This is a genomic window from Nannocystis pusilla (genome assembly GCF_020073745.1).
GTDB lineage: Bacteria > Myxococcota_A > Polyangia > Nannocystales > Nannocystaceae > Nannocystis > Nannocystis radixulma.
Genome location: NZ_JAIRAU010000002.1, coordinates 259157 through 285026, shown reverse-complemented (window position 1 = coordinate 285026; position 25870 = coordinate 259157). Strand labels below are relative to the sequence as shown.

At 71.7% G+C, this 25870-nt stretch carries 24 protein-coding genes; 14 read left to right on the top strand and 10 right to left on the bottom strand.

Annotated features, from left to right (window positions below; translation table 11 throughout):
• Nucleotide 1 precedes the first annotated feature (1 nt).
• The 5 genes from carB (at nt 2) to K7C98_RS07195 (ending at nt 6033) form a co-directional block, all read left to right on the top strand.
• The gene (carB, locus tag K7C98_RS07215; protein WP_224190823.1) at nt 2-3256 is read left to right on the top strand and encodes a carbamoyl-phosphate synthase large subunit; all 3255 of its coding nucleotides are present in this window, start codon (nt 2-4) and stop codon (nt 3254-3256) included.
• The gene (gene greA, locus K7C98_RS07210; RefSeq protein ID WP_224190822.1) at nt 3253-3741 is read left to right on the top strand and encodes a transcription elongation factor GreA; all 489 of its coding nucleotides are present in this window, start codon (nt 3253-3255) and stop codon (nt 3739-3741) included. Before carB ends, greA begins: the two co-directional genes overlap by 4 nt.
• Nucleotides 3738-4283 carry a hypothetical protein gene (locus K7C98_RS07205; RefSeq protein WP_224190821.1) on the top strand — a complete coding sequence of 182 codons (546 nt, stop codon included), beginning with the start codon at nt 3738-3740 and terminating at the stop codon, nt 4281-4283. Before greA ends, K7C98_RS07205 begins: the two co-directional genes overlap by 4 nt.
• Nucleotides 4280-4765 (top strand): hypothetical protein, encoded by a 486-nt coding sequence (locus K7C98_RS07200; protein ID WP_224190820.1) that lies wholly within the window; start codon nt 4280-4282, stop codon nt 4763-4765. The genes K7C98_RS07205 and K7C98_RS07200 overlap by 4 nt, the downstream gene beginning before the upstream one ends.
• A 428-nt stretch (nt 4766-5193) precedes the next feature.
• The gene (locus K7C98_RS07195; RefSeq protein ID WP_224190819.1) at nt 5194-6033 is read left to right on the top strand and encodes a hypothetical protein; all 840 of its coding nucleotides are present in this window, start codon (nt 5194-5196) and stop codon (nt 6031-6033) included.
• Between the two features lie 7 nt (nt 6034-6040).
• Here K7C98_RS07195 and K7C98_RS07190 read toward each other — a convergent pair whose 3' ends face one another.
• Nucleotides 6041-6652 carry a TetR/AcrR family transcriptional regulator gene (locus tag K7C98_RS07190; protein WP_224190818.1) on the bottom strand — a complete coding sequence of 204 codons (612 nt, stop codon included), beginning with the start codon at nt 6650-6652 and terminating at the stop codon, nt 6041-6043.
• Nucleotides 6653-6922: 270 nt separating this feature from the next.
• Between K7C98_RS07190 and K7C98_RS07185 the strand changes: the two genes are divergently transcribed.
• Nucleotides 6923-7789: a 3'(2'),5'-bisphosphate nucleotidase CysQ family protein gene (locus tag K7C98_RS07185; protein WP_224190817.1), complete on the top strand. Its 867-nt coding sequence runs from the start codon at nt 6923-6925 to the stop codon at nt 7787-7789.
• An 89-nt stretch (nt 7790-7878) separates the two neighbouring features.
• Here K7C98_RS07185 and K7C98_RS07180 read toward each other — a convergent pair whose 3' ends face one another.
• The gene (locus K7C98_RS07180; protein WP_224190816.1) at nt 7879-8985 is read right to left on the bottom strand and encodes a hypothetical protein; all 1107 of its coding nucleotides are present in this window, start codon (nt 8983-8985) and stop codon (nt 7879-7881) included.
• Nucleotides 8986-9064: 79 nt separating this feature from the next.
• Here K7C98_RS07180 and K7C98_RS07175 point away from each other — a divergent pair, with 79 nt between their 5' ends.
• Entirely contained in the window at nt 9065-10792 is a 1728-nt protein-coding gene (locus tag K7C98_RS07175; RefSeq protein WP_224190815.1) for a CehA/McbA family metallohydrolase, read from the top strand.
• 92 nt (nt 10793-10884) lie between these two features.
• Here K7C98_RS07175 and K7C98_RS07170 read toward each other — a convergent pair whose 3' ends face one another.
• Entirely contained in the window at nt 10885-11652 is a 768-nt protein-coding gene (locus K7C98_RS07170) for a class I SAM-dependent methyltransferase (RefSeq protein WP_224190814.1), read from the bottom strand.
• A gap of 148 nt (nt 11653-11800) precedes the next feature.
• On the opposite strand from K7C98_RS07170, the gene K7C98_RS07165 reads away from it, so the two are divergent.
• Both K7C98_RS07165 and K7C98_RS07160 read left to right on the top strand, forming a co-directional pair.
• Nucleotides 11801-12586, top strand: a complete 786-nt coding sequence (locus K7C98_RS07165; protein ID WP_224190813.1) for a crotonase/enoyl-CoA hydratase family protein — start codon at nt 11801-11803, stop codon at nt 12584-12586.
• Between the two features lie 124 nt (nt 12587-12710).
• Nucleotides 12711-12989, top strand: a complete 279-nt coding sequence (locus K7C98_RS07160) for a hypothetical protein (protein WP_224190812.1) — start codon at nt 12711-12713, stop codon at nt 12987-12989.
• A gap of 253 nt (nt 12990-13242) precedes the next feature.
• On the opposite strand, the gene K7C98_RS07155 is transcribed toward K7C98_RS07160, so the two are convergent.
• The gene (locus K7C98_RS07155) at nt 13243-14268 is read right to left on the bottom strand and encodes an NAD-dependent epimerase/dehydratase family protein (protein WP_224190811.1); all 1026 of its coding nucleotides are present in this window, start codon (nt 14266-14268) and stop codon (nt 13243-13245) included.
• 87 nt (nt 14269-14355) lie between these two features.
• On the opposite strand from K7C98_RS07155, the gene K7C98_RS07150 reads away from it, so the two are divergent.
• The 5 genes from K7C98_RS07150 to K7C98_RS07135 all read left to right on the top strand — a co-directional run bounded on the left by K7C98_RS07150 (nt 14356) and on the right by K7C98_RS07135 (nt 21103).
• A complete protein-coding gene (locus tag K7C98_RS07150; protein ID WP_224190810.1) occupies nt 14356-17550 on the top strand; it encodes a tetratricopeptide repeat protein in 3195 nt (1064 codons plus the stop codon).
• A gap of 226 nt (nt 17551-17776) precedes the next feature.
• Nucleotides 17777-19867, top strand: a complete 2091-nt coding sequence (locus tag K7C98_RS07145) for an alpha/beta hydrolase family protein (RefSeq protein ID WP_224190809.1) — start codon at nt 17777-17779, stop codon at nt 19865-19867.
• Nucleotides 19868-19891: 24 nt separating this feature from the next.
• Nucleotides 19892-20026: a hypothetical protein gene (locus K7C98_RS43405; protein ID WP_263429293.1), complete on the top strand. Its 135-nt coding sequence runs from the start codon at nt 19892-19894 to the stop codon at nt 20024-20026.
• 4 nt (nt 20027-20030) lie between these two features.
• Nucleotides 20031-20666 (top strand): YdcF family protein, encoded by a 636-nt coding sequence (locus K7C98_RS07140; RefSeq protein ID WP_224190808.1) that lies wholly within the window; start codon nt 20031-20033, stop codon nt 20664-20666.
• Nucleotides 20663-21103, top strand: a complete 441-nt coding sequence (locus tag K7C98_RS07135; protein WP_224190807.1) for an HAD domain-containing protein — start codon at nt 20663-20665, stop codon at nt 21101-21103. Before K7C98_RS07140 ends, K7C98_RS07135 begins: the two co-directional genes overlap by 4 nt.
• 75 nt (nt 21104-21178) lie before the next feature.
• Here the strand turns inward: K7C98_RS07135 and K7C98_RS07130 are convergent, their stop codons facing one another.
• Genes K7C98_RS07130 through K7C98_RS07105 form a run of 6 tightly spaced genes read right to left on the bottom strand, consistent with a single transcriptional unit; the run spans nt 21179 to nt 25767 of the window.
• Nucleotides 21179-22267, bottom strand: a complete 1089-nt coding sequence (locus tag K7C98_RS07130) for an adenylate/guanylate cyclase domain-containing protein (protein WP_224190806.1) — start codon at nt 22265-22267, stop codon at nt 21179-21181.
• A gap of 1 nt (nt 22268) precedes the next feature.
• Nucleotides 22269-22676 carry a hypothetical protein gene (locus K7C98_RS07125; protein ID WP_224190805.1) on the bottom strand — a complete coding sequence of 136 codons (408 nt, stop codon included), beginning with the start codon at nt 22674-22676 and terminating at the stop codon, nt 22269-22271.
• Nucleotides 22673-23188, bottom strand: coding sequence for an ATP-binding protein (locus K7C98_RS07120; RefSeq protein WP_224190804.1), 516 nt, complete (start codon nt 23186-23188; stop codon nt 22673-22675). The genes K7C98_RS07125 and K7C98_RS07120 overlap by 4 nt, the downstream gene beginning before the upstream one ends.
• Entirely contained in the window at nt 23185-24111 is a 927-nt protein-coding gene (locus K7C98_RS07115) for a PP2C family protein-serine/threonine phosphatase (RefSeq protein WP_224190803.1), read from the bottom strand. The genes K7C98_RS07120 and K7C98_RS07115 overlap by 4 nt, the downstream gene beginning before the upstream one ends.
• Nucleotide 24112: 1 nt before the next feature.
• Entirely contained in the window at nt 24113-24655 is a 543-nt protein-coding gene (locus K7C98_RS07110; protein ID WP_224190802.1) for a hypothetical protein, read from the bottom strand.
• The gene (locus tag K7C98_RS07105) at nt 24652-25767 is read right to left on the bottom strand and encodes a GRAS family protein (RefSeq protein WP_224190801.1); all 1116 of its coding nucleotides are present in this window, start codon (nt 25765-25767) and stop codon (nt 24652-24654) included. The genes K7C98_RS07110 and K7C98_RS07105 overlap by 4 nt, the downstream gene beginning before the upstream one ends.
• Nucleotides 25768-25870: the final 103 nt, after the last annotated feature.

Genomic DNA, 25870 nt, shown 5'->3' with positions numbered 1-25870 from the left:
CATGCCGCGCCGCAACGACCTGCGTCGGATCGTCGTCCTCGGCTCGGGCCCGATCGTCATCGGTCAGGCCTGCGAGTTCGACTACTCGGGCACCCAGGCGACCTTGGCCCTGCGCGAGGAGGGCTACGAGGTCGTCCTCATCAATTCCAACCCGGCGACGATCATGACCGACCCCGATCTCGCCGACCGGACCTACGTCGAGCCGCTGACGCCCGAGTTCCTCGAGCGCGTGCTCAAGGCCGAGCGGCCGCAGGCGGTGCTGCCGACGGTCGGCGGCCAGACCGCGCTGAACCTCGCCATCGAGGCCGGCAAGCGCGGGATCCTGGCCAAGTACGGCGTCGAGCTGATCGGCGCCGACCTCGACGCGATCGAGCGCGCCGAGGACCGCGACAAGTTCAAGGCGTCGATGAAGAAGATCGGCCTCGACGTCCCGCGCAGCTTCTACTGCCACTCGCTCGCCGAGGCCTGGGCCGCGCTCGAGCAGATCGGCTTCCCGACGATCATCCGCGCCAGCTTCACCCTCGGCGGCAGCGGGGCCGCCATCTCCTACAACCGCGAGGAGTTCGAGGCCCACGTGCAGCACGCGCTGGCCGAGAGCATGCGCGGCGAGATCCTGATCGAGGAGTCGGTGCTCGGCTGGAAGGAGTACGAGCTCGAGGTCATGCGCGACGCGAAGGACAACTTCGTCGTCATCTGTTCGATCGAGAACCTCGACCCGATGGGCGTGCACACCGGCGACAGCATCACCATCGCCCCGGCGCAGACGCTGACCGACAAGGAGTACCAGCGCATGCGCGACGCGGCGCGCGCGGTCGTCACCGAGATCGGCGTGTCGACCGGCGGCTGCAACATCCAGTTCGCCGTCGACCCCAGGACCGGGCGTCAGATCGTCATCGAGATGAACCCCCGCGTGTCGCGCTCGTCGGCGCTGGCCTCGAAGGCCACCGGCTTCCCGATCGCCAAGTTCGCCGCCAAGCTGGCCGTCGGCTACACGCTCGACGAGCTGCAGAACGACATCACCCGCGCCACCCCGGCCAGCTTCGAGCCGAGCATCGACTACGTCGTCACCAAGATCCCGCGCTTCGCCTTCGAGAAGTTCGCCGGCACCGACGAGACCCTCACGATCCAGATGAAGTCGGTCGGCGAGGTCATGGCGATCGGCCGCACCTTCCGCGAGTCGCTCGGCAAGGCCATGTGCGGCCTCGAGACCGGCACCCACGGCTTCGACCTCCCGCTCGAGGGCGACGGCCCCGGCGCCGCCGAGGCCCCGCTCGGGCGCCCGCACCCGCAGCGGCTGTGGCACGTCGGCAACGCCCTGCGCGCCGGCGTCTCGCCCGAGCGCGTGCACGAGCTGACCCGCATCGACCCGTGGTTCCTCGCCCAGATCGAGGCCATCCTCGCCGTCGAGGCCGAGGTCCGCGGCGCCGCCCCCGGCCCGCTCGGCGCCCCGCTGCTGGCCCGGGCCAAGCGCTCCGGCCTGTCCGACCGCCGCCTCGCCCAGCTGCGCGGCGTGCCCGAGCGCGACATCCGGGCCGAGCGGCAGGCCTCGGGCCTGCGCCCGGTCTACAAGCGCATCGACACCTGCGCCGCCGAGTTCGCGGCCCGCACGCCCTACATGTACTCGAGCTACGAGGAGGAGGACGAGGCCGACGTCAGCGCGCGCAAGAAGGTCGTCATCCTCGGCGGCGGCCCCAACCGGATCGGCCAGGGCATCGAGTTCGACTACTGCTGCGTCCACGCCAGCTTCGCCCTGCGCGAGGCCGGCTACGAGACCATCATGGTCAACTGCAACCCCGAGACGGTCTCGACCGACTACGACACCAGCGACCGCCTGTACTTCGAGCCATTGACCGCAGAACATGTCCTCGAGGTCCTGGCCCATGAGTCAGCCCGAGGCGAGGTCGTCGGCGTGCTGGTGCAGTTCGGCGGGCAGACCCCGCTGCGCCTGGCCGCCGAGATCGAGCGGGCCGGCTACAAGCTGCTCGGCACCTCGGCCGAGGCGATCGACCTCGCCGAGGACCGCGGCCGCTTCGGCGAGCTGCTGCAGCGGCTCGGCGTCCGCTGCCCGCGCTGGGGCGTCGCCCGCTCGCCCGACGAGGCGCGCGGGATCGCCGAGCGGATCGGCTTCCCGGTGCTGGTGCGCCCGAGCTACGTCCTCGGCGGCCGGGCCATGCGCGTCGTCTACGACCGCGCCGAGCTCGACGAGTACATGCGCACCGCCGTGCTCGCCTCGCCCGACCACCCGGTGCTGGTCGACGAGTTCCTGCACAACGCGGCCGAGTTCGACGTCGACGCCGTCGCCGACGGCAAGGACGTCGTCATCGCCGGGGTGATGGAGCACATCGAGGAGGCAGGCGTGCACTCGGGCGACTCCGGCTGCTCGCTGCCGCCGGTGCTGGCGCCGCCGGCCGTCCTGGCGGAGATCCGGCGCACCACCGTCGCGCTGGCGCGCGAGCTCGGCGTGGTCGGCCTGATGAACGTCCAGTTCGCCCGCAAGGGCGACGATGTCTACGTGCTCGAGGTCAACCCGCGGGCCAGCCGCACGGTCCCGTTCGTCGCCAAGGCCACCGGCGTCCCGTTCGCCAAGATCGCCGCGCGCGTGGCCGCCGGCGAGCCGCTGGCGTCGATGGGCCTGCGCGAGCGCATGCCGGCCCAGGTCAGCGTCAAGGTCTCGGTGTTCCCCTTCCACAAGTTCCCCGGCGTCGACACCATCCTCGGCCCGGAGATGCGCAGCACCGGCGAGGTCATGGGCGTCGCCGCCGACTTCGGCGCCGCCTTCTACAAGGGCCTCCTCGCCGCGGGCGTGGTCCTGCCGCAGTCCGGCCGGGTGTTCGTCAGCGTGCGCGACGACGACAAGGACCTCGTCATGCCGGTCGTCCGCCACCTCGTCGACCTCGGCTTCGGCATCGTCGCCACCCGCGGCACCGCCGTCGCCATCCGCGCGGCCGGCCTCGACTGCGAGCTCATCAACAAGGTCAAGGAGGGCCGCCCGCACATCGTCGACGCGCTGGTCAACGGCACCATCGCCATGGTCATCAACACCACCGTCGGCGCCCAGTCCATCCGCGACAGCTTCAGCATCCGCCGCACCTCGCTGATGCAGAAGATCCCACACTTTACGACGATATCGGCGGCGATGGCCGCGGCTCGCGCGATCCAGGCGGTCCGCAGCGGCGAAAAAACCCTCGTCGCCCGCACCCTGCAGGACTATCATCGCGAGACCGCGCCACAGTCCGCACCTCAGGACACGCCATGACCGAGCAGAAGATCCCGATGACCCCCGCGGGGTACGCCAAGCTGCGCGCCGAGCTCAAGCAGATCAAGGAAGTCGACCGCCCCGAGAACGTCCGCGACATCGAGACCGCGCTCGGCCACGGCGACCTGCGTGAGAACGCCGAGTACCACGCCGCCAAGGAGCGCCAGGCCCAGCTCGACGCCCGCATGCGCTACCTCGAGTCGCGCATCGGCATGGCCCAGGTCATCGACCCCGAGACCGTCAAGGAAGACAAGGTCACCTTCGGCGCCACCGTGACGATGCTCGACGTCGAGAACGACCAGAAGGTCGTCTACCGGATCGTCGGCGAGGACGAGTCCGACGCCGACAAGGGCAAGATCTCGCTCGGCGCCCCGATCGCCCGCGCCATGCTGGGCAAGCGGGTCGGCGACGAGGTCCTGGTCAAGCTGCCCAAGGGCGACCGGGAATACGAGGTCGTCCACGTCGAGTACAAGGCCATCTCATGAGGTCGCCTCGCCCGCGCCGCAGGCCGCACGACGTCGCCACCGGCGTCGCGCTGGCCGCCCTGTTCGCGCTCGCGGCCTGCCGCACCAAGGCCGGCGATCCGTGCCGCTGCGCCAGCGACTGCGGAGCCGGCTTCGAGTGCTACGCCGAGGGCGAGAAGGTCCTCGCCGGCGACGCCTGCTTCAAGCCCGGCGTCATCGGTCAGTGCGTCGTCGCCGAGAGCATCGACACCGACTCCGCCGGCGAGCCGCTCGACGAGATGCCCGTGCGCGACGACCTGCCGTCGAAGCGCGACCTCGCCGGCCCCGGCAGCAACAGCCTCAGCGAGAGCGACAGCGGCCCGACCGACGGCACCACCGCCTCGTCGATGACCGGCACGACCGACACGACGACCACGTCGACCTCGACGACGACCGACGACACCACCTCGACCACCGACACGAGCACGACCACCACCGGCTCGACCTCGTCCGGCTCGACGACGACGACCACCACCGGTTCGACCGGCGACACCGACTCGACCAGCTCGGGGAGCTCGGGATGACCGAGGCCGAGGCCCACTGGCTGTGGCGCCTCGACGCGGACGCGTGGCTGCGCTCCGCCCTCAGCGAGCTCGAGGCCGGGGCCGACCACGTGGCCGTCCGCCGCACCGCCCTCACCCACGCCCGCCGGGCTGCCGGCATGGCCCTCAACGCCGTCCTGGTCGCCTGGGCGCGCGCACAGGGCAGCCCCGACGCCCTCGCCGCCGCCGAGACCCGCTGGGGTCGCAGCTACGTCGACCACCTGCGGCTGCTCGGCGACAGCACCCCCGAGAACCTGGTCCCCCTCGCCACCCGCGCCGCCGAGGCCGCCCGCGCCCTCATGGCCATCCCGGTGGTGCTCACGGCCGGCTCCTCCGGCGCCGAGGTCCTGGTCCAGCTCCACCGCGGCCCCAACCACGCCGCCCAGCAGGGCCTCGACCACGCGCGCGCCATCGTCCACGCCTGCGCGACCGCGATCGACGACCTGCGGACCGCCGCGCTGTAGCGTTCGCCCGCCGCGCTCCCGCCGGGGACATCGTCCGTTCGATCCGGCACGGACGCACTCGTCCGCGATCGCCGCGTCCGCCAAACCAGGTCGTCCGCGATCGTCGCGTCCACCGAAACCAGTTCGCCCGCGATCGTCGCGTCCGCCAAACCAGTTCGTCCGCGATCGTCGCGTCCACCGAAACCAGTTCGTCCGCGATCTCGCGTCCACCGAAACCAGTTCGTCCGCGATCTCTCGCCGACGATGACCTCGACGTCGGGCATCGCCATCCTCCCCGCCGTCCACCTGTCCGCTCAAGCGTCCGCCTGTCCGATCGCTCGACCTCCCTGCGCACAGGAGCGAGCACGCCACCCGTCCGCGATCGGACGTGCTCGGCTCGCGCCTGCCGGCGTCGGGCCGGGCACGCGCTCACCTGCTACTGTGAGCCCATGTTCGCCGCGCACCTCCGCCCCGGCGTCGCCGCCGCTCGCCTCGCACCTGTCCTTGTGTTCATGCTCGCCGGGGCATGTCAGCGCGTCCCCTTCGACGACGGCGACAGCGCCGGCAACGACGAGGTCGGCAGCAGCGGCGGCGAGACCGAGTCCGACACCGAGCCGACGGGCGGCCCGCAACAGCCGCCCGACTTCACCCCGGTCTTCGACTGTGAACCGTCCGGAACGCCCGCATGTCCGATGGGACAGAAGTGCACCGCCGTCAGCGACGGCGGCCTGCAGAACCACTTCAAGTGCGTCCCCGACGACAGCGCGCTGCTGCCGCTCGATCCCTGCACGCCTGCGCCCGAGAGCGGCCAGGACCAGTGCGGCGCCGGCACGGTGTGCCTCTCGTCGACCCAGGACGACCCGCTCGCGGGCCGCTGCTTCCCGCTCTGTCGCAACGACGTCGACTGCGAGCCCGGCCTGTGCAGCACCAGCCCGTTCACCGGCACGACCTTCTGCGCGGACAGCTGTGATCCCTTCGTGGGCACCTGTCCGCCCGGCCTCGGCTGTCGGCAGGGCAAGGACCGCTTCATCTGCGACATGATGCTCGACGTCGACATCGGCACCGAGGGCACCAACTGCTCGGAGTTCAACGGCCGCGGGTGCGCCCCGACATACGTATGCATGCCCGGCGCTCTCGTACCCAATTGCGGCTCGAGCAGCTGCTGCACCTCCACGTGCGAGATCAGCGAGGGCGACGGCCAGTGCGCGTCGCCCTCGCTGTGTGAGAGTCTGTTCCCCGCTCCGGCCCCGGGTTACGAGAACGCTGGGGCCTGCTTCGTACCCGCGTGAGGCCGGCTCAGGGCTTCATACAGGCGATCATCGAGGCGATGAACTCGTCGACGAAGCTCTGCTCGTCCTTGCGGGGGAACGCCGGATGGCCCTCGTTGATGCGCCCCGACAGCAGCATCGTGCACAGCCCGTGCAGCGACATCCAGATGCGGAACGACGCCAGCGAGAGGTCGACGTCGCCGCGCCAACAGCCGCGCGCCGCGCCCTCCTCCAGCCACCCCTGGAACGTCTTGAGCGGACGCAGGAGCAGCTCCACCTCCTCGGTGTTGTGCTGCGACCAGTCGATCTGCTCGTTACCCATCATCACCGAGTACAGCCACTTGTGCGATCTTGCGAACTGCACATAGTTGCGGCCGGCGTTGATGAGGCGCTCTGCCGGGTCGTCGGTCGCCGCTGCGGGCTCCAATACTTCGCTCTGCAGCAGTTCGGCCCCGTAGATCCGGATCTCGCGGAGGATCTTCGATTTACTCTCGAAGTGCTGATAAAGCGCCGTGGCGCTGACCCCGAGGCGTGCTGCGATGCCGCGCATCGTCAGCCCTTCTTCACCGCGTTCGCTCCCGATCTCGAGACTGGTTTGGATGATTCCCTGTCGTAGGCCTGCTCGCTGAACACGTGACATTCCTCATGACTAGCAGGTTTTTTTGTCCGAAGGAACCTTGGATTTTCCGGGGGCGCAACTTGGAACAAGGTTCGTAACCCCCAAAAATGCCGTTCAGCGAGAAAAATGCCAGCCTCAGGCATGGGCTGATTTTCATTGTTTTGTCGCTAGGTTACAGATGAACAGCCCACCCGCCAGGCATCCCCTGATAATCAGGTTCTCGCCGGGTCATCAGTGAGATCTCTCCAGCCAGTTCAGAGAGCGCCCGAGGGCGCCGGAAAGGGTTTCCGCGTGGCCACTTTCGACCATGAGCTCCGACTCGTCCTCTCTCTCGCTCGCGAAGCCGGCGCCACTGCCCTGGCCTATCAGACAGGTGGTGCCGACGTCATGCAGGCCCGGGACAAGCCCGACGACGCCGGGCCGGTGACGCGCGCGGACACCGAGATCAACGCGCGCCTGGTCGCGGCGCTCAAGGCGGCGTTCCCCGCCGACGCCGTGGTCGCCGAGGAGTCCTCCGACGACGCCGCAGCAGCCGCCGGCGTGCCGCGCTGCTGGTACGTCGACCCGATCGACGGCACCGCCGAGTACGCGCGCGGCGAGACCTGCTGGGCGATCCAGATCGGCCTCTGCGTCGCCGGCGAACCGGTGCTCGGGGTCGTCCACGAGGCGGGCGCCGGACGACTGTCCTGGGGCATCTGTACGCCTGACCGGCGCGAGGCCTTCACCCTCGACGACGGCGGCGCGGCCAGCCCGCTGCGGACCAGCGCGCGCTCGCTCGCCGAGCTGCGCCTCGTCAGCAGCCTGAGTCACGCCTCCCCCAAGACCCTCGAGGTCATGCAGGCGCTGGGCATCCCGCCCGAGCGCAACCTCCGACTCGGCTCCGTCGGCGTGAAGGTGGGCACCATCGCCCGCGGCGAGGCCGACCTCTACGTGCACCCGCGCAGCGGCACCAAGCTGTGGGACACCTGCGCGCCCTGGGCCCTGCTGCGGGCCGTCGGCGGCGTCGCCACCGATCTATGGGGCAACCCGCTGGTCTACGACCCGCGCCGGCTCGGCCACGACAACGGCCTCGTCGCCTCGCACGGCCCGCACCACGCCGAGATCCTGGCCGCCATCCGCCCGCTCGTCGACACCTGGCACCGCTCCCCGCACGGATGACCTCACGGACAGGTGTCCGGGGCCATGCTCCTGAGGACATGTCCCCAGGAGCCGACGGCTACGGGGCGCGATCGAGGACTGCGGCCGCGTCAGCGCGACTTGACCAGCACCACGATCGCCGCGATCGCCGCCGCCGCCAGCAGCACCGTCAGGACGATCTTGGCCACGCTCCACGGCCGCTCGCCGGCGACCTCGCCCGTGCGGGCGTTGATGATGAAGCGGTAGACCTTCTCCTTGTAGCGGAAGCTCGAGATCCACAGCGGCAGCAGGACGTGCTTGCACTTCACCTCCGCGTGGCGCACCGACATCGACAGGATCTGCTGCACGTCGCCGCCGATGTCGCTGCGGATGGCGGAGCGGATGCGCGGCTGCATGCGCTCGTCGGCGATCTGGAACCCGTCCTCGAGCCCGATCCGGTAGCGCTCGGCGATGAAGCCGCTGAGGTAGGCGGCATCGAAGCCGCGCAGGTTGTCGAGGTCCCACGGCTCGAGCTTCTCGATCAACGGCCGCGGCAGCGTCGGCGACGCGCACACCAGCACGTCGTCGAACTCGACCTCGACCGTCCCGCCGGCGGGGCTCCAGCGCGTCTTCTGCACCTGCCGCGTCTGCCGGTTGCCCTGCGCGTCGGTGTACGACTCGGTCACGTAGTAGTGGTCGCCGCGCAGCCCCTTGTAGCGGGTGGTCGTCTGCGAGTCGTAGGTCCAGTACGGCAGGTAGACGCCGTCGATCCCGTGGACCTGCGCCAGCCGCTTGAGGTCGCCCGGCGCGAACCACAGCTTGCCGACCCACGTCTGGAACGCCTCGCGCGCCTTCTTGCCGTCGATGCCGAACGGCAGCAGCGACTCCGGCGGCACGATCTCGCCGAGCTCCTTCACGTCCATCACCACCGGCCCGCCGCAGAACGCGCAGCGGCCCGCCTGGCCGGCCATCATCGCCTGCGCGCCGCAGCCCTCGCACTGGACCGTGTGCTCGCCGAGCGACGTCGCCGGCGCCCGCGCGATCCGCTGCAACATGTCCTGAAAGTCATGTTCCAGCACCGCCTTCTCGCCCTGGATCGCCTGCGAGTGGCCGCAGTGGTTGCAGCCCAGGTGGTCCGAGCCGGGCGAGTATTCGAGCGCCGAGCCGCACTGCTCGCACGGGAAGGTCAGCTTGCCCTCGCCGAGGGCCACGGGGGATTCAGGGTCGCGCTCGGCCATCGCGGCGCAGTGTACCGCTCGCCCCGGCCCGCCGCGACGGCCCGGGTCCGCGCCCCTCGCCGACGCGCTATCGTGCCCCATGCCCCGCCTCCGGTTCACCCTCGCCCTGTCGACGGCGCTCGTCCTGCCGGCCGCGGCGCGCGCCGCCGACACCGTCCAGGAGCTCAAGGGACAGGTCCCGATGGACAGCCTTGAGCACTTCTTCGTCGCCTTCGACGTCCCGCCCGGCACGCGTGAGATCGAGATCGCCCACGACGACCTCTCGGACGACAACATCCTCGACTGGGGCCTCGTCGACCCGCGCGGCGTCTTCCGCGGCTGGGGCGGCGGCAACGGCGAGAACGCCGTCGTCGGCGAGGCCGCCGCCACTCGCTCGTACCTCCCCGGAGCCATCGCTCCGGGCACCTGGAGCGTCGTCGTCGGCAAGGCCAAGATCGCCGCGCCGCCCGGCGAATACGAGATCACCGTGACCCTGCGCGACGCCCCGACCCTCGCGCCCCAGCCCGAGCGCGCGCCCTATCAGCCCGCCGCCCTCGGCGGCGAGCCGCGCTGGTACGCCGGCGACTTCCACGTCCACTCGCGCGACAGCGGCGACGCCTCGCCGAGCCTCGACGTCATCGCCGGGTTCGCGCGCGGCCGCGGCCTCGACTTCGTGGTCGTCACCGACCACAACACCACCTCGCACCTCGACTTCTTCGCCGACGCCCAGGCCCGCCACCCCGACCTCCTGTTCGTCCCCGGCTGCGAGTTCACCACCTACGCCGGCCACATGAACGCCATCGGCGCCACCGCGTGGGTCGACCACAAGCTCGGTCAGCCCGGCGTCACCATCACCGCCGCCGCCGACGCCTACGACCTCCAGGGCGCGGTGCTGAGCGCCAATCACCCCGCGCTCGCGCTCGGCGACCTGTGCATCGGCTGCGCCTGGGAGCTGGATCTCGACCCCGCTCGCCTCGGCGCCGTCGAGATCGCCACCGGCGGCCTCGACAAGGCCGGCATGTTCTTCACCGACGACGCCATGCGCTTCTGGGACGACCTGTGCGACGCCGGCCACCACCCCGCCCCGCTCGGCGGCAGCGACGATCACAAGGGCGGCGTCGACCTCGGCGGCTTCGACAGCCCGATCGGCGACCCGACCACCCTCGTGTACGCCGACACCCTCGGCGTCGACGCCATCCTCGCCGGCCTCCGCGCCGGCCGCACCGTCGTCAAGCTGCAGGGCCCGGGCGACCCGATGCTCGAGCTGTCCTCCGGGACACATGTCCCCGGGGACACGTTCGACGCCGACCTCGCCACCTTGAAGGTGCGGGTCACCGGCGCCCCGGCGGGCGCCGGCGTCCGCCTCGTCCGCGACCGCTGGCCGCTCGACGCCGTACCCGTCGCCGGCGACCCGTTCGAGCACGAGTTCACCGTCGAACCGCCCGAGGCCGGCCGCTCGCGCTGGCGCGCCGAGGTCCTCGTCGACGGCGCCCCGCGCACGGTCACCAACCACCTGTGGATCGGTCGTCCCTCGACCGAGTCGCCGACCACCGGCGACGCGACCACCGACGCGCCCATGACCGGCCCCGACAGCACCGCCAGCTCCGACACCGATCCGGCGAGCACCAGCGCCGGCGCGACCCCCTCCGAGACCGGCTGCGGCTGCCGCTCCGTCGCCCCGCCCTCCCCCGTCCTGCTGGCCCTCCTGCTCCTGCGCCGCCGTCGCTCGCCCGCGCCGCGTGAATCACATGTCCAAAAGGGCAGATTCACCTCGTCCCCGGCGCTCGCCACGACCTGTCCTTCCGGACACTCCACCGCCCGGCCCTGACATGTCCTCCAGGACATCCGGCTCGACCGCACGGCGGCGGCGACCACCTGTCCTTTTACGCAGGCCCCCCCCCCACGCTCCTCCGACCCGCCTCACACCGCGCGCAGCACGTAGAACACGTAGCCGTACGCGTCGCTGAACGCGCGGAAAAGCGCCACCTCCGCCTCCGTCTCGCGAATCGCCGCCTGCATCGCCGCGCTCGCCGACCCCCGGACCTCCTCCACCCGGCGCAGCAGCGGCCCGTAGTAGCTGTCCCACCACGCCTGCGCCGCCAGCCGCCGCAGCGCCAGCACCTCGAACCCGGCCTCGCGGGCCCGCCTCGTGTTCGTCGCCTCCGTCCCCATCGCCGGGTACGCCGCCGCCCAGAACCTCCGCACCTCCGCCGTCGGCGTCTCGGTGAACCACGTCGCCTCCGAGATCACCGCGAGCCCGCCCTCGCGCAGCAACGGCCGCCAGCGCTGCAGCGCGCCCGCGAACGTCAGGTGGTACGCCGCTCCCTCCGACCACAGCAGATCGAACGACGCAGCCGGCCAGTCGAGCGCGCCGAAGTCGGCCTCGACCGCACGCACCAGCTCCGCCAGCCCGCGCTCGCGCGCCCGCGACTCGAGCTGGTCGAGGAACGTCCGCGTCAGGTCGACCGCCACCACCGGCGCCGCCAACGTCTCCGCCAGCAGCAGCGCCCCCGCTCCGGCCCCGCACCCCAGGTCGGCGATCCGCGGCCGCTCCGGCAGCCCCGACAACCCCGCCAGGATCTCGCGGCTCACCTGCGGATCGCCCGGCCCCATGCGCTCGAGCCCGCGGTGAAGCTCGATGAGCGCGGCGAACAGTTCTTCGGCGGAGATCTCGGCGGACGGCGACATCCCGCTCATCTTACCGCAACCAACGCCGGATCTCGACCCGTCGTCTCCGCCGCCCGGCGCAGCATGTCCCTTTCGCCATGTCCTTTCAGTCATCCCCCAGTCGGCCGCCCGCCTCGCCCCCGCGACGCTCCGGTGTAGACTCGCGCCCATGTCCACCGACCGCCGGATCTCGACCCAGACGCTCGGCCACGTGCGCATGATCGGCCTCGACCGCGCCGCCAAGCGCAACGCCTTCGACCTCGCCATGCTGCGCCAGCTGGCCGAGGCCGTCACAGACTACGAGGACGACCCGAACCTGCGCTGCGCCGTCCTGTTCGCCCACGGCGAGCACTTCACCGCCGGCCTCGATCTCGCCGAGGTCGGCCCCGCCGTCGCCCGCGGCGAGCGCCTGTTCCCCGACGGCGCCGTCGATCCGCTCGGCCTCTACGGGCGCGTGCGCCAGAAGCCGCTCCTGCTCGCCGTGCAGGGCTACTGCCTGACCCTCGGCATCGAGCTGTTGCTCGCCGCCGACGTCCGGATCGCCGCCGGCGACGCCCGCTTCGGCCAGATCGAGATCAAGCGCGGGATCTTCCCGTTCGGCGGCGCGACCCTGCGGCTGCCGCAGGTCGCCGGGTGGGGCAACGCGATGCGCTGGCTCCTCACCGGCGACATGTTCGACGCCGGCGAGGCGCTGCGGATCGGCCTCGTGCAGGAGGTCGTCGAGCCCGGCAAGCAGGTCGAGCGCGCCGCCGAGATCGCGGCCACGATCGCCGCCCAGGCCCCGCTCGGGGTGCGCGCCACCCTCGCGACCGCCCGCACAACCCTCGAGCGCGGGCCCGAGGCCGCCCTCGCCACCATGATGGACGAGGTGCGCGCGATCATGGGCTCGGACGACGCGCGTGAGGGCATGCAGTCGTTCATCGAGCGCCGCGCCGCTCGCTTCTCCGGTTCCTGACCTTTGAGTCAGGTCGCCGACCCGCGCCGGGCCCCGCGCGCTCCCTTGGTTTGATGGCGACCCGGGCCGACGGGGTTATACTCGCGCGGCACGGCGCGGCGACCGCGCCACGAAGGAGACAGCGATGAAGATCGATCTGGAGAAGTTCCTCGCGGCCACCATGTTGCTCGCCACCGCGACCACCCCGGCCTGCGGCAGCAAGGACGCCAAGAAAGTCGAGACCAAGGCCGACACCAAGACCGCGACCCCGCCGCCCGCCGCGCCGCAGCCCACGCCCGCGCCCGCGGCCGCTCCGCCTGCCGCGCCCGAGGCCGCTCCGCCCGCGACCGCGCCTGCGGAGGCCGACAAGCCCGCCGCCGCCAAGCCCGACCCGGGCCCCGAGGAAGAGAAGCCGTCCTGGTGACGCGCCGAGGGGCATGTCCCCTGCGACATGCCCCCGCGGACCTGCTCGAATCGACATGTCCTGCAGAACATTTTTGAAAGGACATGTCCGCCGGCGCGCGCGCGACGGCGCGTCATTCCCGGCGTAGACACGGTCGCGCTCAGGCCATGTCCCTCCGGACATGTCTCGAAGCTCACCTCGCCAGGCCGGACGGCCCGCCCGCGGCGGCTCGATCCGTCGCCTCCGCGGCGCGCCTGTCCCGCGGGACAGCGCCTCAGAGGTGCGTCTCGGCGCCGGCCAGCCGGCGCTTGCCCAGCATCCCCGCCGCGTCGAACCACGCGTAGATGTCGCGCACGCTGTCGGCGAACGGCCGCGCCGTGTAGCCGAGCGCGCGCGCGGCCTTGCCGTGGTCGAAGCGGGCGCGAGTGGACAGCACCGCCAGCGACTCGTGGGTGTACAGCGGCTCCTGCCGCATCACCGCACCCGCCGCGCCGAACAGCGGCACCCCGAGGCGCGCCACCCAGATCGGCGTCACCAGCCGCGGCGGCTTCACGCCGGTGATCGCCATCGCCGTGGCCCCGATGTCGCGCACGTGCACCGTGTGCCCGGTCAGCAGGTAGTTCTCGCCGGCCTCGCCGCGGGTCTGCGCGGCCAGCATGCCGGCGACCACGTCGCGCACGTCGACGAAGTCGAACGCCCCGTCGACCAGGCTCGGCAGCGACCGCTTGTACAGCTGCAGGAACAGCCGGCCCATCCGCGACGGTCCGAAGTCGTAGGGCCCGATCACGCCCGACGGGTGCACGATCACCGCGTCGAGGCCGCGCCCCATCACCTCGCGGAGCGCCCGCTCGCCGGCCGCCTTCGAGCGGTCGTAGGCGAAGTGGCTCGGCTCGTCGGGCACCCGCGGCCAGCGCTCGTCGACCTCCACGTCGGCCGTGCCCTCGCGGTACAGGTCGAACGCGTGCACCGAGCTGCAGTGGATCAGGCGGCGCACGCCGGCCACCAGCGCCGCCTCGGCGATCGAGCGCACGCCCTCGACGTTGACCGCGCGCACCAGCCCGCGCGGATCGCCGGAGATCGAGATCTGGGCCGCGAGGTGATAGACGACCTCGACGCCCGCGGTCGCGCGGCGCGCCGCCTCCGGATCGCGCACGTCGCCGCTGATGCGCTCGACGTCCAGGCCCGCGAGCGCGCGCTGGGAGTTGCGGACGAGCACGCGTACGCGCTCGCCTCGTGACAGCAACGTGCGAACGAGATTCGCACCGATATGACCCGCGGCGCCGGTGACGAGGACGGTCATGCGATCCGCCGGATGATACAGGCGCGCGGCATTGCGCCTCAAGCCCGACACGACAGCGCAGCGAGGGCGAGTTAACCTGCCCCACACATGTCGCGCCCCGGCGGCGATCCCACCCCGCGGTCCTCCGGGCCGGACCCCGATCCGACCCTCGTCGGCGACCGCCCCCCGCGCCCCGACTTCGCCACCGACGAGACGCTGGCCGGAGATCTGTCACCGCAGGCCGGGGCCGTGCCGCTCCACCTCGAGCAGACCGCCCGGCCGGAGCTCGACCGCTCCTCGCTGTCGCAGCGCGAGCGCGCGCTCCAGCTGACCCGCTACGTCCTCGTCCGCCGCCTCGGCGCCGGCGGCATGGGCGTCGTCTACCTCGCCTACGATCCCAGCCTCGACCGCAAGGTCGCGATCAAGCTGCTGCGCGTGGCCCCCGGCGACGGCCCGGCCCAGGCCGCCCACGCCCGCCTCCTGCGCGAGGCCCAGGCGCTGGCCCGCCTGTCGCACGGCAACGTCGTCGCCGTCCACGACGTCGGCTCGTACGACGCCGAGGCGCTGACCACCCTGCGCATGGGTCCGGGTCGCGCCCAACCTGTCCCTCAGGACAGAGAGCGCCAGGCCGCCGGCGTGTTCCTGGTGATGGAGTACGTCCCCGGGATCACCCTCGCCCAGTGGCTCGACGAGCGCGTCCGCGGCGTGCGCGAGGTCGTCGAGGTGTTCGTCGCCGCCGGCCGCGGCCTGGTCGCCGCCCACGCCGTCGGCGTCATCCACCGCGACTTCAAGCCCGGCAACGTCCTGGTCGGAGAGACAGGTCGGATTTGCGTGTTCGACTTCGGCCTGGCGCGCGCCGCCGGCGAGGCCGAGGCGACCGCCGGCCCGGCCAACGCCCCGGACAGCCCGCTCGACCCGCTCTCGTCCTCGCTGGTGTCCGGCCCGCTCACCCGCGTCGGCACCGTTGTCGGCACGCCCGCGTACATGGCCCCGGAGCAGCGCGGCGGCGCCGCGATCGACGAGCGCGCCGACCAGTTCAGCTTCTGCGTCGCCCTCTACGAGGGCCTCTACGGCAACCGCCCCTTCAGCGGCGACAACCTGTTCGCGCTCGAGGCGGCCAAGGCGACCGGGCGCGTCGATCCGCCGCGCCGCGCCGTCAAGGTCCCGCCCGCGATCCACCGCGCGATCCTCCGCGGCCTCTCGCCTGAACCGGGGGACAGGTGGCCGTCGATGCGGGCGCTGCTCGACGCGCTCGAGCGGCCGCTGCGACGCGACCGTCGCCGCTGGATCCTCGCCGGCGGCGCGCTGGTCGGCGCCATCGTCGGCGGCATCGCCCTCGCCGGCACCTTCGGCGGACCCGCGCTGTGCACCGGCGCCGCCGAGGCGCTCGCGCCCACCTGGAGCCCCGAGCGGCGAGCCGCCCTCGACGCCGCCTTCGCCGCCACCGGCCTCCCCTACGCCACCGACGCCGCCACCCGCACCGGCGCCGGCATCGACGACTGGGCCGACGCCTGGAGCGCCGGCCACACCGACGCCTGCGCCGCCGCCAACATCCGCGGCGAGCAATCACATGACCTCTTGGACATGCGCATGCTCTGCCTCGAGGAGCGCCGCCACGAGCTCGAGGCCCTGCTCGGCGTGCTCGCCGGCGCCGACGCCGACGCCGTCGAGCACGCCCACGACGCCGTCGAGGCCTTGCCGTCGCCGGCCCGCTGCGCCGACCTCGCGGCCCTGCGCGCCGACGTCGCCCCGCCGCCGCGCGAGCTCGCCGAGGCCGTGAAGAGCCTGCGCGACGAGCTGTCGCGCGCCGCCGCCGAGGCCGCGGCCGGTCACGACGCCGCCGGCCTGACGCTCATGCGGGCCGCCGAGCAGCGCTCGCGCGACCTCGGCTACCGCCCGCTGCGCGCCGAGATCCTGGCCGATCTGGGCGAGCAGCTGTTCGTCACCAGCAACTACGACGAGGCCGCGCCCGTGCTCGCCGAGGCCTACTTCGAGGCGCTCGCCGCCGGCCACGACCGCCTGGCCTTCGAGACAGCCAACAACCTCGCCGGGCGCATCGCCCACACCCTCCTCCGCCCCGACGACGGCCAGCCGTGGCTGCGCCACGCCGAGGCCCTGTACGAGCGCCTCGCCCGGCCGCCGGGGTTCGCCGGCAACCTCGAGCGGCGGCGCGGACAGCTCGCCGAGGTCAACCGCGACTACGACGCCGCCCTCGACCATCTCCGCCGCGCTCTCGGCGACATGCCCGAGCGCTCGGCCAGGGCCATCGCCACCCGCCAGAGCATCGGCCACCTCCACCTCGCCCTCGGCCAGCTCGACGCCGCCCACGAGATCTTCGAGCAGCTCCTCTCGCTGCGCCGCGAGGTCTACGGCGCCGACCACCCCAACAACGCCCACTCGCTGACCGATCTCGGCAACGTCGCCACCCTGCGCGGCGACTTCGACACCGCCGAGCGGCACCACCGCGCCGCCCTGGCGATCCTCCGCGCCGCCCTGCCCCCGCGTCACGATCGGCTGGCCTTCCCGCTGTCGTCGCTCGCCGACATCGCCGCCCAGCGCGGAGAGCTCAACGCCGCCCTCGACTTCTTCGAGGAGGCGCGCGCGATCTGGGAGCACAACCTCGGCCCGCAGAGCACCCGCGTCGCCGCCATGCTCGAGCGGCTCGCCTCGGTCCAGTTCGTGCGCGGCGAGCTCGGACTCGCCGAGCAACACGCCACCCGGGCGCTGGCGATCTGGGGCGCCGGCCAGAGCCCCGACCCCCAGGGCACCGTGCTCGCCCGCCTCACCCTCGCGCAGATCGAGCACGAGCGAGGCAACCACGCCGCCACCCGCGACCACGCCGACGCCGCTCTGCCGCTGGCCGTCTCGGTGCTCGGCGAGGACAACCTCTATACGGCGGTGAGCCGCGCCGTGCGGGCGATGGGTCTCGTCGGCCTCGGCGACCTCTCGGCCGCGGAGCGCGAGGCCGACGCCGCCGTCGCCTCGATCGAGCGCCGCTACGGCGCCGACTCGGTGTGGCTGGCCGAGGCCCTGATGCCCCGCGCCGAGGTGCGGCAGGCCCAGGGCCGCGTCGACGAGGCCCGCCGGGACCTCGAGCGTTGCCTCCAGCTTCTGAACCCGAACGACGCCCCGTTCCAGCGGGCCAACGCCGAGTTCCAGCTGGCACAGGTCCTTTGGGGCATCCGCGGAGAACGCGCACGGGCCCGCGAGCTGGCCGAGTCGGCCCGCGCCCTGCTGCAAAAGGCCGGCGCCAGGCATCACCGGGCCAAGGTCGAGCTCTGGCTGGCGCAACATCCGGCCTGATCGTCGGATGTCCTTTCCGCCATGTCACGGTCGACATCCGGCGGGCACCGAGGATCGGCTGCGCTCGCGACGTTGATCGCCGCTGCGGGCTTGCATGTGCACCGGTCTCGCTCCCACCTTGTGCGCCGGATCGCAGGTCGCCTGCCCGCCGGGTCTCCGCCCACGTCACAGAAAATTCGCAGGTCTTCACTGGCGGATCGACCATCGTCGTGGCTTAAATCAGCGCATGTTGTCGTGCTCTGGCCTGGTCTCGCGCGCGTGCCTCTCGGTCGTGTCGCTCATCCTCGCCGGCTGCTACACCGGCCTGTCGGGCGCCAATGATGAATCCGGACCTCCCCCGCCGCCGCCGCCTCCACCCGGCAGCAACGGCCCGCTCGGGGTCCCCGAGGTCACCCCGCTCGAGCTCGACGCGCTGTCGCCCGACCCTGCGCCCGGCGGCGTCGCCTTCGACCTCCACCTCACCGGGGCCGGCTTCACCCGCAGCAGCGTCGTCGTCGTCGCCGGCCAGGAGCTGCCCACCACCTTCGTCTCCGGCGGCGAGTTGCACGCGCACAGCGGCCCGCGCAAGCGCGGCGACTACCCCGTGTTCGTGCGCCGCGACGGCGAGGAGTCGCTCCCGCTGACCCTCGCCGTCGATCGTTCGGCCCCGCGGATCCTCGTCCCCGCCCAGGTCGAGGTCGACGAGGACACCGAGGTCGGCCTCGCCATCGACGTCGTCGACGTCGCCGATCCGGCCGCGCTGCGGGTGCACCTCCTCGGTCTGCCGCCCGGCGCCACCTGGGACGAGCCGACCCGCAGGTTCAGCTTCACCCCCGACTTCACCCAGGGCGGCGACACCTGGACGGTCACCGTGCTCGCCCACGACGGCGAGTCGCGCGTCGAGACCACCTTCGACGTCGTCGTCCACGACACCATCCGTCCGCCCGCGCCGGAGATCGTCGACACCGAGTTCCTCGACGGCAGCGGGTATGTCCGTTACACCCTGTCCCAATGGACAGATGATTACCTCGACAGCCCGGGCTACGCCGGCCGCGCCTTCACGGCCAAGGTCATGGTCCCGCTCGAGGTCCCGCCCGAGGGCGTGCCGGTGCGCGTCGGCCTGCACGGGTTCGCCACCGCCAACCCCGGCGGCACCGGCTCGGCGAGCGAGATCCGGATCTCGCCGCACGACCCCGACAACACCTACTGGTGGGGCTACGCCACCTCGCTGCCAGAGGATCCTCCGGCGGCCGGCGGCGCCGCGCCCGACTACACCGTGCGCCGGATCCTCCACCTCGTCGAGTACGTCCTGCGCAACTACCCCGAGGCCGACCCGGCGCGCGTGCACATCTACGGCAGCTCGATGGGCGGCGCCGGGGCCATGGTGATCGGCCTCCTGCGCGCGCGTCACTTCGCCTACGTCGACGCTCGCCTCGGCCAGGCGATCGCGCGCAACCACCGGCCCGGCCGGATCACCCAGCTGTCCGGGTGGTGGGGCGAGCCCGAGCTCGATCTCGACGGCGGCGGCGGCCTGCCGGCGTGGGACCACATGGACCTCACGCGCGCCCTCGTCGAGTCGAGCGAGGCCCGCGACCAGTTCCTGTTCCTCAAGCACGGCAAGGACGATCCGACCATCCACTTCGGCGCCGCCGTGCTGCCGAGCGCGCGCACCGGGGAGAGCTTCTACGCCGCGCTGCAGCACCAGCGCGTCGGCCACTTCGCCGTGTGGGACGAGGGCGGCCACGGCATCGCCGATCCTGTTCTCGGAGACGGCTGGTGGACCGGCTCGTGGTCGCCGATCCACGGCGACGAGGCGACCCTGCGCCGCGACCGGGCCTTCCCCGCGTTCACCGCGTCCTCGCTCGACGACGATCCCGGCGTCGGCGCCGGCAACGGCAAGCAGGACTGGAGCGACAACGCGGGCTTCGCCGGCGACGTCGACGTCGCCGGCGACACCGGCTGGGAGGGCGCCGTGGCCGGCGCGATCGGCCGGTTCCTCCGCTGGGACGGCGCCAGCGTGGTCGACACCGTCGATCGCCTGCAATTCGCCCTGCGCGTCCACGCGGGCGACGGCGCCAACCCGCCCGCCGCCGGCTACCCCAGCAAGGGCGACCTCGTGCTCGCCGATCTGCCCGCCTACGTCGACGTCACCCCGCGCCGCGCCCAGGCGTTCCGCTGCCGCCCCGGCGAGCGCATCACCTGGGCGTTCGGCAAGGCCCGCGGCGAGGTGGTCGCCGGCCCCGACGGCAGCGTGACGATCCCCGCCCTCCCGCTGACCGACACCTGGACGACCCTGGTCCTGCGCCGCTCGCTCGCGGTGATCACCGCCTCGCACTGACGCGAAAGACATGTCTTCATGGGCATGTCTCGTCGGCTGCACAGCGACGCGCGGCGCCTGCTGGCCCTCCAGCACACCTTCGGCTACGACCCCGACTCGGCCCAGCTCACCTGCCTGCCGGTGCGTCCGCCCGCGCCGGCGGAGACGACCGGTCCCTGAGGACATGTCCCCTTCGCCATCCCGAAGCTCCGGTCCGGGCCCTCGAGTCCGCAAGCACCTCCTGCGCCTGCTCGGGCTGCTGTGCGCCTGGGGCCTCGTGCACCTCGCGGTCGTCTGCATCGACGGCTGCAGCGACGAGGACCGGGCCGCCGACGTCGCCGTCGTCCTCGGCAACCACGTCAGCGACGCCGGCGAGCCGTCGCGTCGCCTCCGGCTGCGCCTCGATCGCGCCCACGCGCTGTGGCTCGCCGGCCTGGTCCCGCGGATCATCGTCAGCGGCGGCCAGGACCTGGGCAGCCCGCACGAGGCCGAGGTCATGAAGCAGTACCTGGTCGCCCGCGGCGTCCCGGCCGACCGGATCGTCGAGGACCGCGGCGGCATCAACACCCACGCCACCGCCCGCTTCGTCGCCGGCTGGCTGCGCGCCCGCGGCGAGCGCTCGGCCGTCGCCGTCAGCCAGTACTACCACCTCACCCGCACCAAGCTGGCGCTGCGCCGCTTCGGCGTCGACGCCACCGGCGCCCACGCCGACCTCGAGCTCGAGCTGCGCGAGCCGTGGTCGCTGCTCCGCGAGGTCGTCGGCTTTTACGCCTACCTGTTCAAGGACTACGACCGCGGCGGATCGGAGCGCGCGCCATGACCAGGGTCATCTTCCTCGACATCGACGGCGTCATGAACACCCTCTCGACCCCGGTCGACGCCGCGCGCGGCCTGACCTCGCTGCTGCTCCCGCGCTGCGTCGCCGCGCTCAATCAGGTCGTCCGGGCCACCGGAGCGGCCGTCGTCGTCACCTCGACCTGGCGCCTGACGATGCCGCTGGCCGAGCTGCGGGCCCACTTCGCCGCGGCAGGGTGCGTCGCCGAGATCCTCGACATCACCCCCGATCTCGACGCCCCCCGGCGCGAGCGCGAGATCGCCGCCTGGCTCGCCGCCCAGCCGGAGCCTCCGCGGGCCTGGTGCATCCTCGACGACGACCGCGACATGGGCGCGCTGGCGGATCGCCTGGTGTCCACCGACTCCCACCGCGGCCTCGGCGACCACGAGCTCCCGAGAGTGCTCGCCCTCCTCACCGGCTGACCCGACGAGCATGTCGCCAAAGACATGCCCGAACGAACATGTCCCTTCAAACATGCCCTTCAGGGCACGCGCGGCTCAGAACTCGTCGAGCCCTTGCCCGAGCTCGACCCCGAGCGCCTCGAGGGCGACGGCCGGGCACGGCGAGGCGAAGCGCGACTCGTAGCGCTGCTGGAACTCCGCGTTGGCCACGACGGCCTGGTCGTCGGCCTGCAGCTCGGGCAGGAGCCCGCGGACCGCGTACACCTCGACCTCGCCGACGCTGCGGGTGACGGTCGTCTGCAGGAATTCGAGCGCGAAGAACGGCTCGATGAGCTGCTTGACCGTCCCCGACACGCACACCGAGTCGGCCTGGCCGACGCGCTCGACGTGGCTGGCGATGCTGACGGTGTCGCCCCACAGGTCGTAGACCGGCTTCTTGGCCCCGAGCACGCCGGAGATGCACGGACCGGCGTGCAGGCCGATGCGGAAGCTCCAGTCCCAATCGTCGACCATCGGCACCAGCCCCGACGCGACCACCTGGGCGCAGCGAAGCGCCGCGAACGTCGCGTCGACCGCGTGCGACAGGCGGCGGTGGGGGATCCCCGCCACCGCCACGTAGGTGTCGCCGGCCGTGCGCAGCTTCTCGACCGCGAACGCCGAGGTGATCTGGTCGAAGGCCGAGAAGAAGAAGTCGAGCTGCTTGAGGCAGGTGACCGGGTCGACGCGGGCCGCCAGGCGCGAGAACTGGACGGCGTCGATGAACATCACCGTCGACTCGCGGTACGCCTTGGGCTGGAGCCGCTCGCCGAGCGGCGCCGCCGACTCGCGCGGCAGCACCGCCAGCGCCAGGCTCTTGTCGAGCAGGGTCGCGTGCGCCAGCTGCGACGCCAGCGCGCGCGGCGGCCGGATCGCCACCCCGACCGCCAGCACCGCGTCGGATGGCTCGAGGGACAGGTCCCAGGCGGCAGGTCCTTCCGGCCAGGGATGCTCCGGCACCGCCTTGCCGCTGCTCTCGGCCAGGCTGCGCAGGAACGCCGGCGAGGCGGCGCCGAACAGCGCGCCGAGGCTGGGCGCGCCGGGGCGGGCGGCCAGCCAGCGGGCCGCCGCGGGCGACGCCGGCGTCACGCGCCCGTCGGCGTCGACGCGCAGCGCGATCGGCTCGACCAGCTCGAGGAGGGCCACCATGTCAGAGCTCTCGCACGTCCTCGAAGGTCGTCCGGGCGGCGATCGACTCCTCGTCGAGGTTGAGCAGGATGGGCAGCGTCTCCTGCTGCCAGTCGTCCTCTTGCAGGCGACGCACCAGCACCGGGCCGGGCAGCAGCAGGTAGACCAGCTCGACGATGTCCATGATCACGTAGAAGCCGTTCGAGTTGCAGAACTCGAGCTCGGTGAAGTCGAGCACGCTGCGGCTGATCTCGCGCTTGGGCAGGATGTCGCGCAGGTCCTGCAGCAACAGCGACAGGTAGCGGTAGGGGTTGTCGATCCGGACCACGCCGGAGAACGTGAGGGAGAAGTTCCCCTCGTCCTCGCGCGCGACGCAGTGGAACACACTGACGCCGCCGTCCATGATCTCGCCGTACGTGAGGACGTTCATTGCGCACCTCGCAAAGGAAACACCGCCTGCATGGTCAGTTGTTCGCCCGCGTAGGTCGCGGACAAGCGGAAGCGGTTCTCGGAGACCAGCCGGATGAGGCCGAGCCCGCCGCGCAGCCGCTGCAGGCGGCGCGCGCGCAGCGTGTCGGCGAACAGGCGCTTGGGGTCGGTCGCGGTGGTCAGCTGGTCGACCCGGTCCTTGACCACCTGGTACTGCTCGACAGTGGCCTTGTTCGTGACCTGCACCTGTAGCGCGTCGCCGTCGATGCGCAAGTCGACGCGCATCTGGCTGGCGGGATCGCTGACGTTGTCGATCACGTTCTGGACCAGCTCCGTGATGACGACGTTGGCTTTCTTGCACAGCGCCTGCGGGTAGAACACCGTCAGCATCGCCAGCAGCGACTCGCCGACGATCGTGGCGAGGTTGCCGCGGAGGTCGCCCATCGGTGCCACGGTCAGCGTCAGCCCGACGCTGGTCGTGATCGGCTCGTCATCCAGCTCGTGGTCGTTCACGCCGCCCGCCTCCGGAGCACGATGAGGGTGATGTCGTCGGCATCGACGCGGCGGAACTGGCCGTAGTCGTCGAGGCAGCGCTGCAGGATCTCGTTGGCCGGCAGGTGCGAGTTCGTGCGCACCAGCTCGTGCAGCCGGCGCGTGCTGTAGTCGGCGCCGCTGTTGTCCTGGGCCTCGACCAGGCCGTCGGTGTACAGCGCCAGCACGTCACCTGTCTCGAAGGGCAGCTCGTACTCGCTGTAGGCGCGGCGGCGCAGGCCGATGAACGGGTCGCCCTTGTTGAACGTGTGGACCTCGCCGCCGCGGATCAGTACCCCGTAGCCGCCGCCGCACACGTAGCGGAACGAGTGCTCGCCGAACGAGACGAAGTTGACGGTGGCGTAGCGGCGGACCTCGCGGAGGAACCCGACGGTCGCGGTGTTGAGGTACTCGACGATCTCCCGCGGGCGCGACACCTGCTCCATCGTCTGCACCAGCTGGGCCTTGAGGTAGGCCATGATCAGCGCCGCCGACACGCCGTGGCCGGAGATGTCGAACACGCCGATCGCGTGGCAGCCGTCGCGCAGGCGGTAGAAGTCGTAGTAGTCGCCGCCGACCTCGGTCATCTGCTTGTGGTAGACCGAGAACTCGAACCGCGCGAGCATCTCGGGGTGGTCCTTGGGCAGCAGCGCGTGCTGCACCTGCTGCGCGATCTCGAGGTCCTGGCGGATGGTCTGGTAGGCGCGCGCCAGCTCGCGCTCCTGCTCGTCGAGGCGCTCGTAGGCGGTGCGCAGGTTGTCGTTGGTCGCCTGCCAGTACGCGGTGTCGCGCTCGACCCGCTTGAGCAGGCCCTTGTACATCCAGAACAGCTTGCGCAGGTCGGCCGGCGCCAGCTCGGACATGCGATCGGGGTCTTTTCCCTGGAGGATCTCGTCGAGGGTCATCTCAGTGGAACTCCACCACGAGCCGGTTGAGGTCGCCGTCGTTCGTCACGTCGACGTAGTGCAGGTCGCCCGGCGCCATCACCCCGCCGATGAGCACGCCGCACTCGATCGTCTTGTCGAACGGCGTCGACGAGCGGATGACCGCGTGGCCGCGCTCGGCGTCGAACTCGGCCAGGTCGAACGAGCCGACCACGTCGCGCGGCCCGCGGATCACGCTGGCGATCCCGTTGCTACCTGTCTGAAAGTGCAGGAAGTCGGCGCCGCGGTGGATCAGCATCTTGCCGGGCCCGTGGTGGTACCACAGCGTCATCATCTCGATGCCGAGCTTGAGCCGGATCGGCTCGACGTTGGCGTACGACTCGCCGACCATGCGCTCGAGCTCCATCCACTTGGCGAGCGGGAACCACCGCCCCATGTCGATGTCGGCCAGCAGCGCGTTGGCCCGCCGCCCGGCGACGATGTTGAGGTTGACGCAGGCCTGGGCGAAGCCCGCCATCAGCGCCCCGTGGACCACCGGCTCGCTCGCCTCGGTCTCTTCGCTCATGCCCCCTCCCCCGCGAACGCGAACACAGCGATGATCGGCACGCCGCGGTACGAAAGCCGCACCAGACCCGAGCTGACCGTCGAGCGGCAGTACTCCGGCAGATCGACGTCGACGTCGATCGACGGGTAGGCGACAAAGCCCGACTTCTTGAGCCGCAGCAGCCACGACTCGAGCGTCTCGTGGCGCTCGCAGCGGAAGGCGTCGCTGGTCCCGAGGATGTCGCGGACCTCGCGGCCGAAGAACCCCTCCTTGATGGCGAACTTCTCGTCGGGCGACGCGTCGCTGCGGTCGACCAGGTCGAACACGGTGGCGAAGTGTTGCCAGCAGTGGTGCATGCGCCGGGTCAGGTGCTCGGTGTCGTGGTCCGAGCTCGGCTCCACCAGCGTGAACACCCGCGGCTTCAGGGCCCGCAGCCGCCGCAGCAGCCTGGTCCGAGACTCGCTGTCGGGGCCCGTGGTGTGGTGCAGCGTGTAGGCCGCGTTGATCGACAAGCTCCCCTCGGCGAGCGCCTCGAAGTGCGCGTAGTCGGCATCCTCGCAGACCTCGATCAGCTTGACCAGCGGATAGATCTCGATGTCGAACGGCAGCTCGGCGCGAACCTCGTCGATCGCGGCCACGCCCTCATTCAGGACCGAGCGGTTGGGATCGAGCGCGATCACCTTGATCCGCTCGATCTTGCCGGGATCGCGCGCGAGCGCCCGCAGCAGGGCGACGATCTGCAGGCCCTTGCCGATCCCGATCTCGAGCAGCGTCGGCGCCGGCGACTGGCGCATCGCGTGGACCAGGTACTGGTTGGCCAGCGCGTAGCCCTGCGGCACGGCCGGGATCGCGCGCTGCAGCAGCGTGAACAGATCGATCTGCGGCCGCTTCTCGGCTTGCAGGTACAAGTTCCGCCCCGACAGCAGGTTGCGGTCGATCCGCCGCAACAGCGACTCGGCGACGATGTGGGACAGGAGCGCGTCGCTCGGGACATCGACGTCCAGCGCCTCGAGGAGCTGGCTCGCAATCACCGTCTTGGCGACCTGCTCGCGATGGCGGCGGATATCCTGGCACGCGGCCAAAATCAGCTTGTAGCGGTCCTCGTAGAGCATGCGCCGCAGACTGAAGGTCACACAGGGGATCCGCCTTGGCAAGCTGATGCGCACCCGATCGTGGCCGAGAAGATTAACTCAGTCTTTGCGCGGAAACGCGCTTCGCGGCAATTCACAGGGCGCC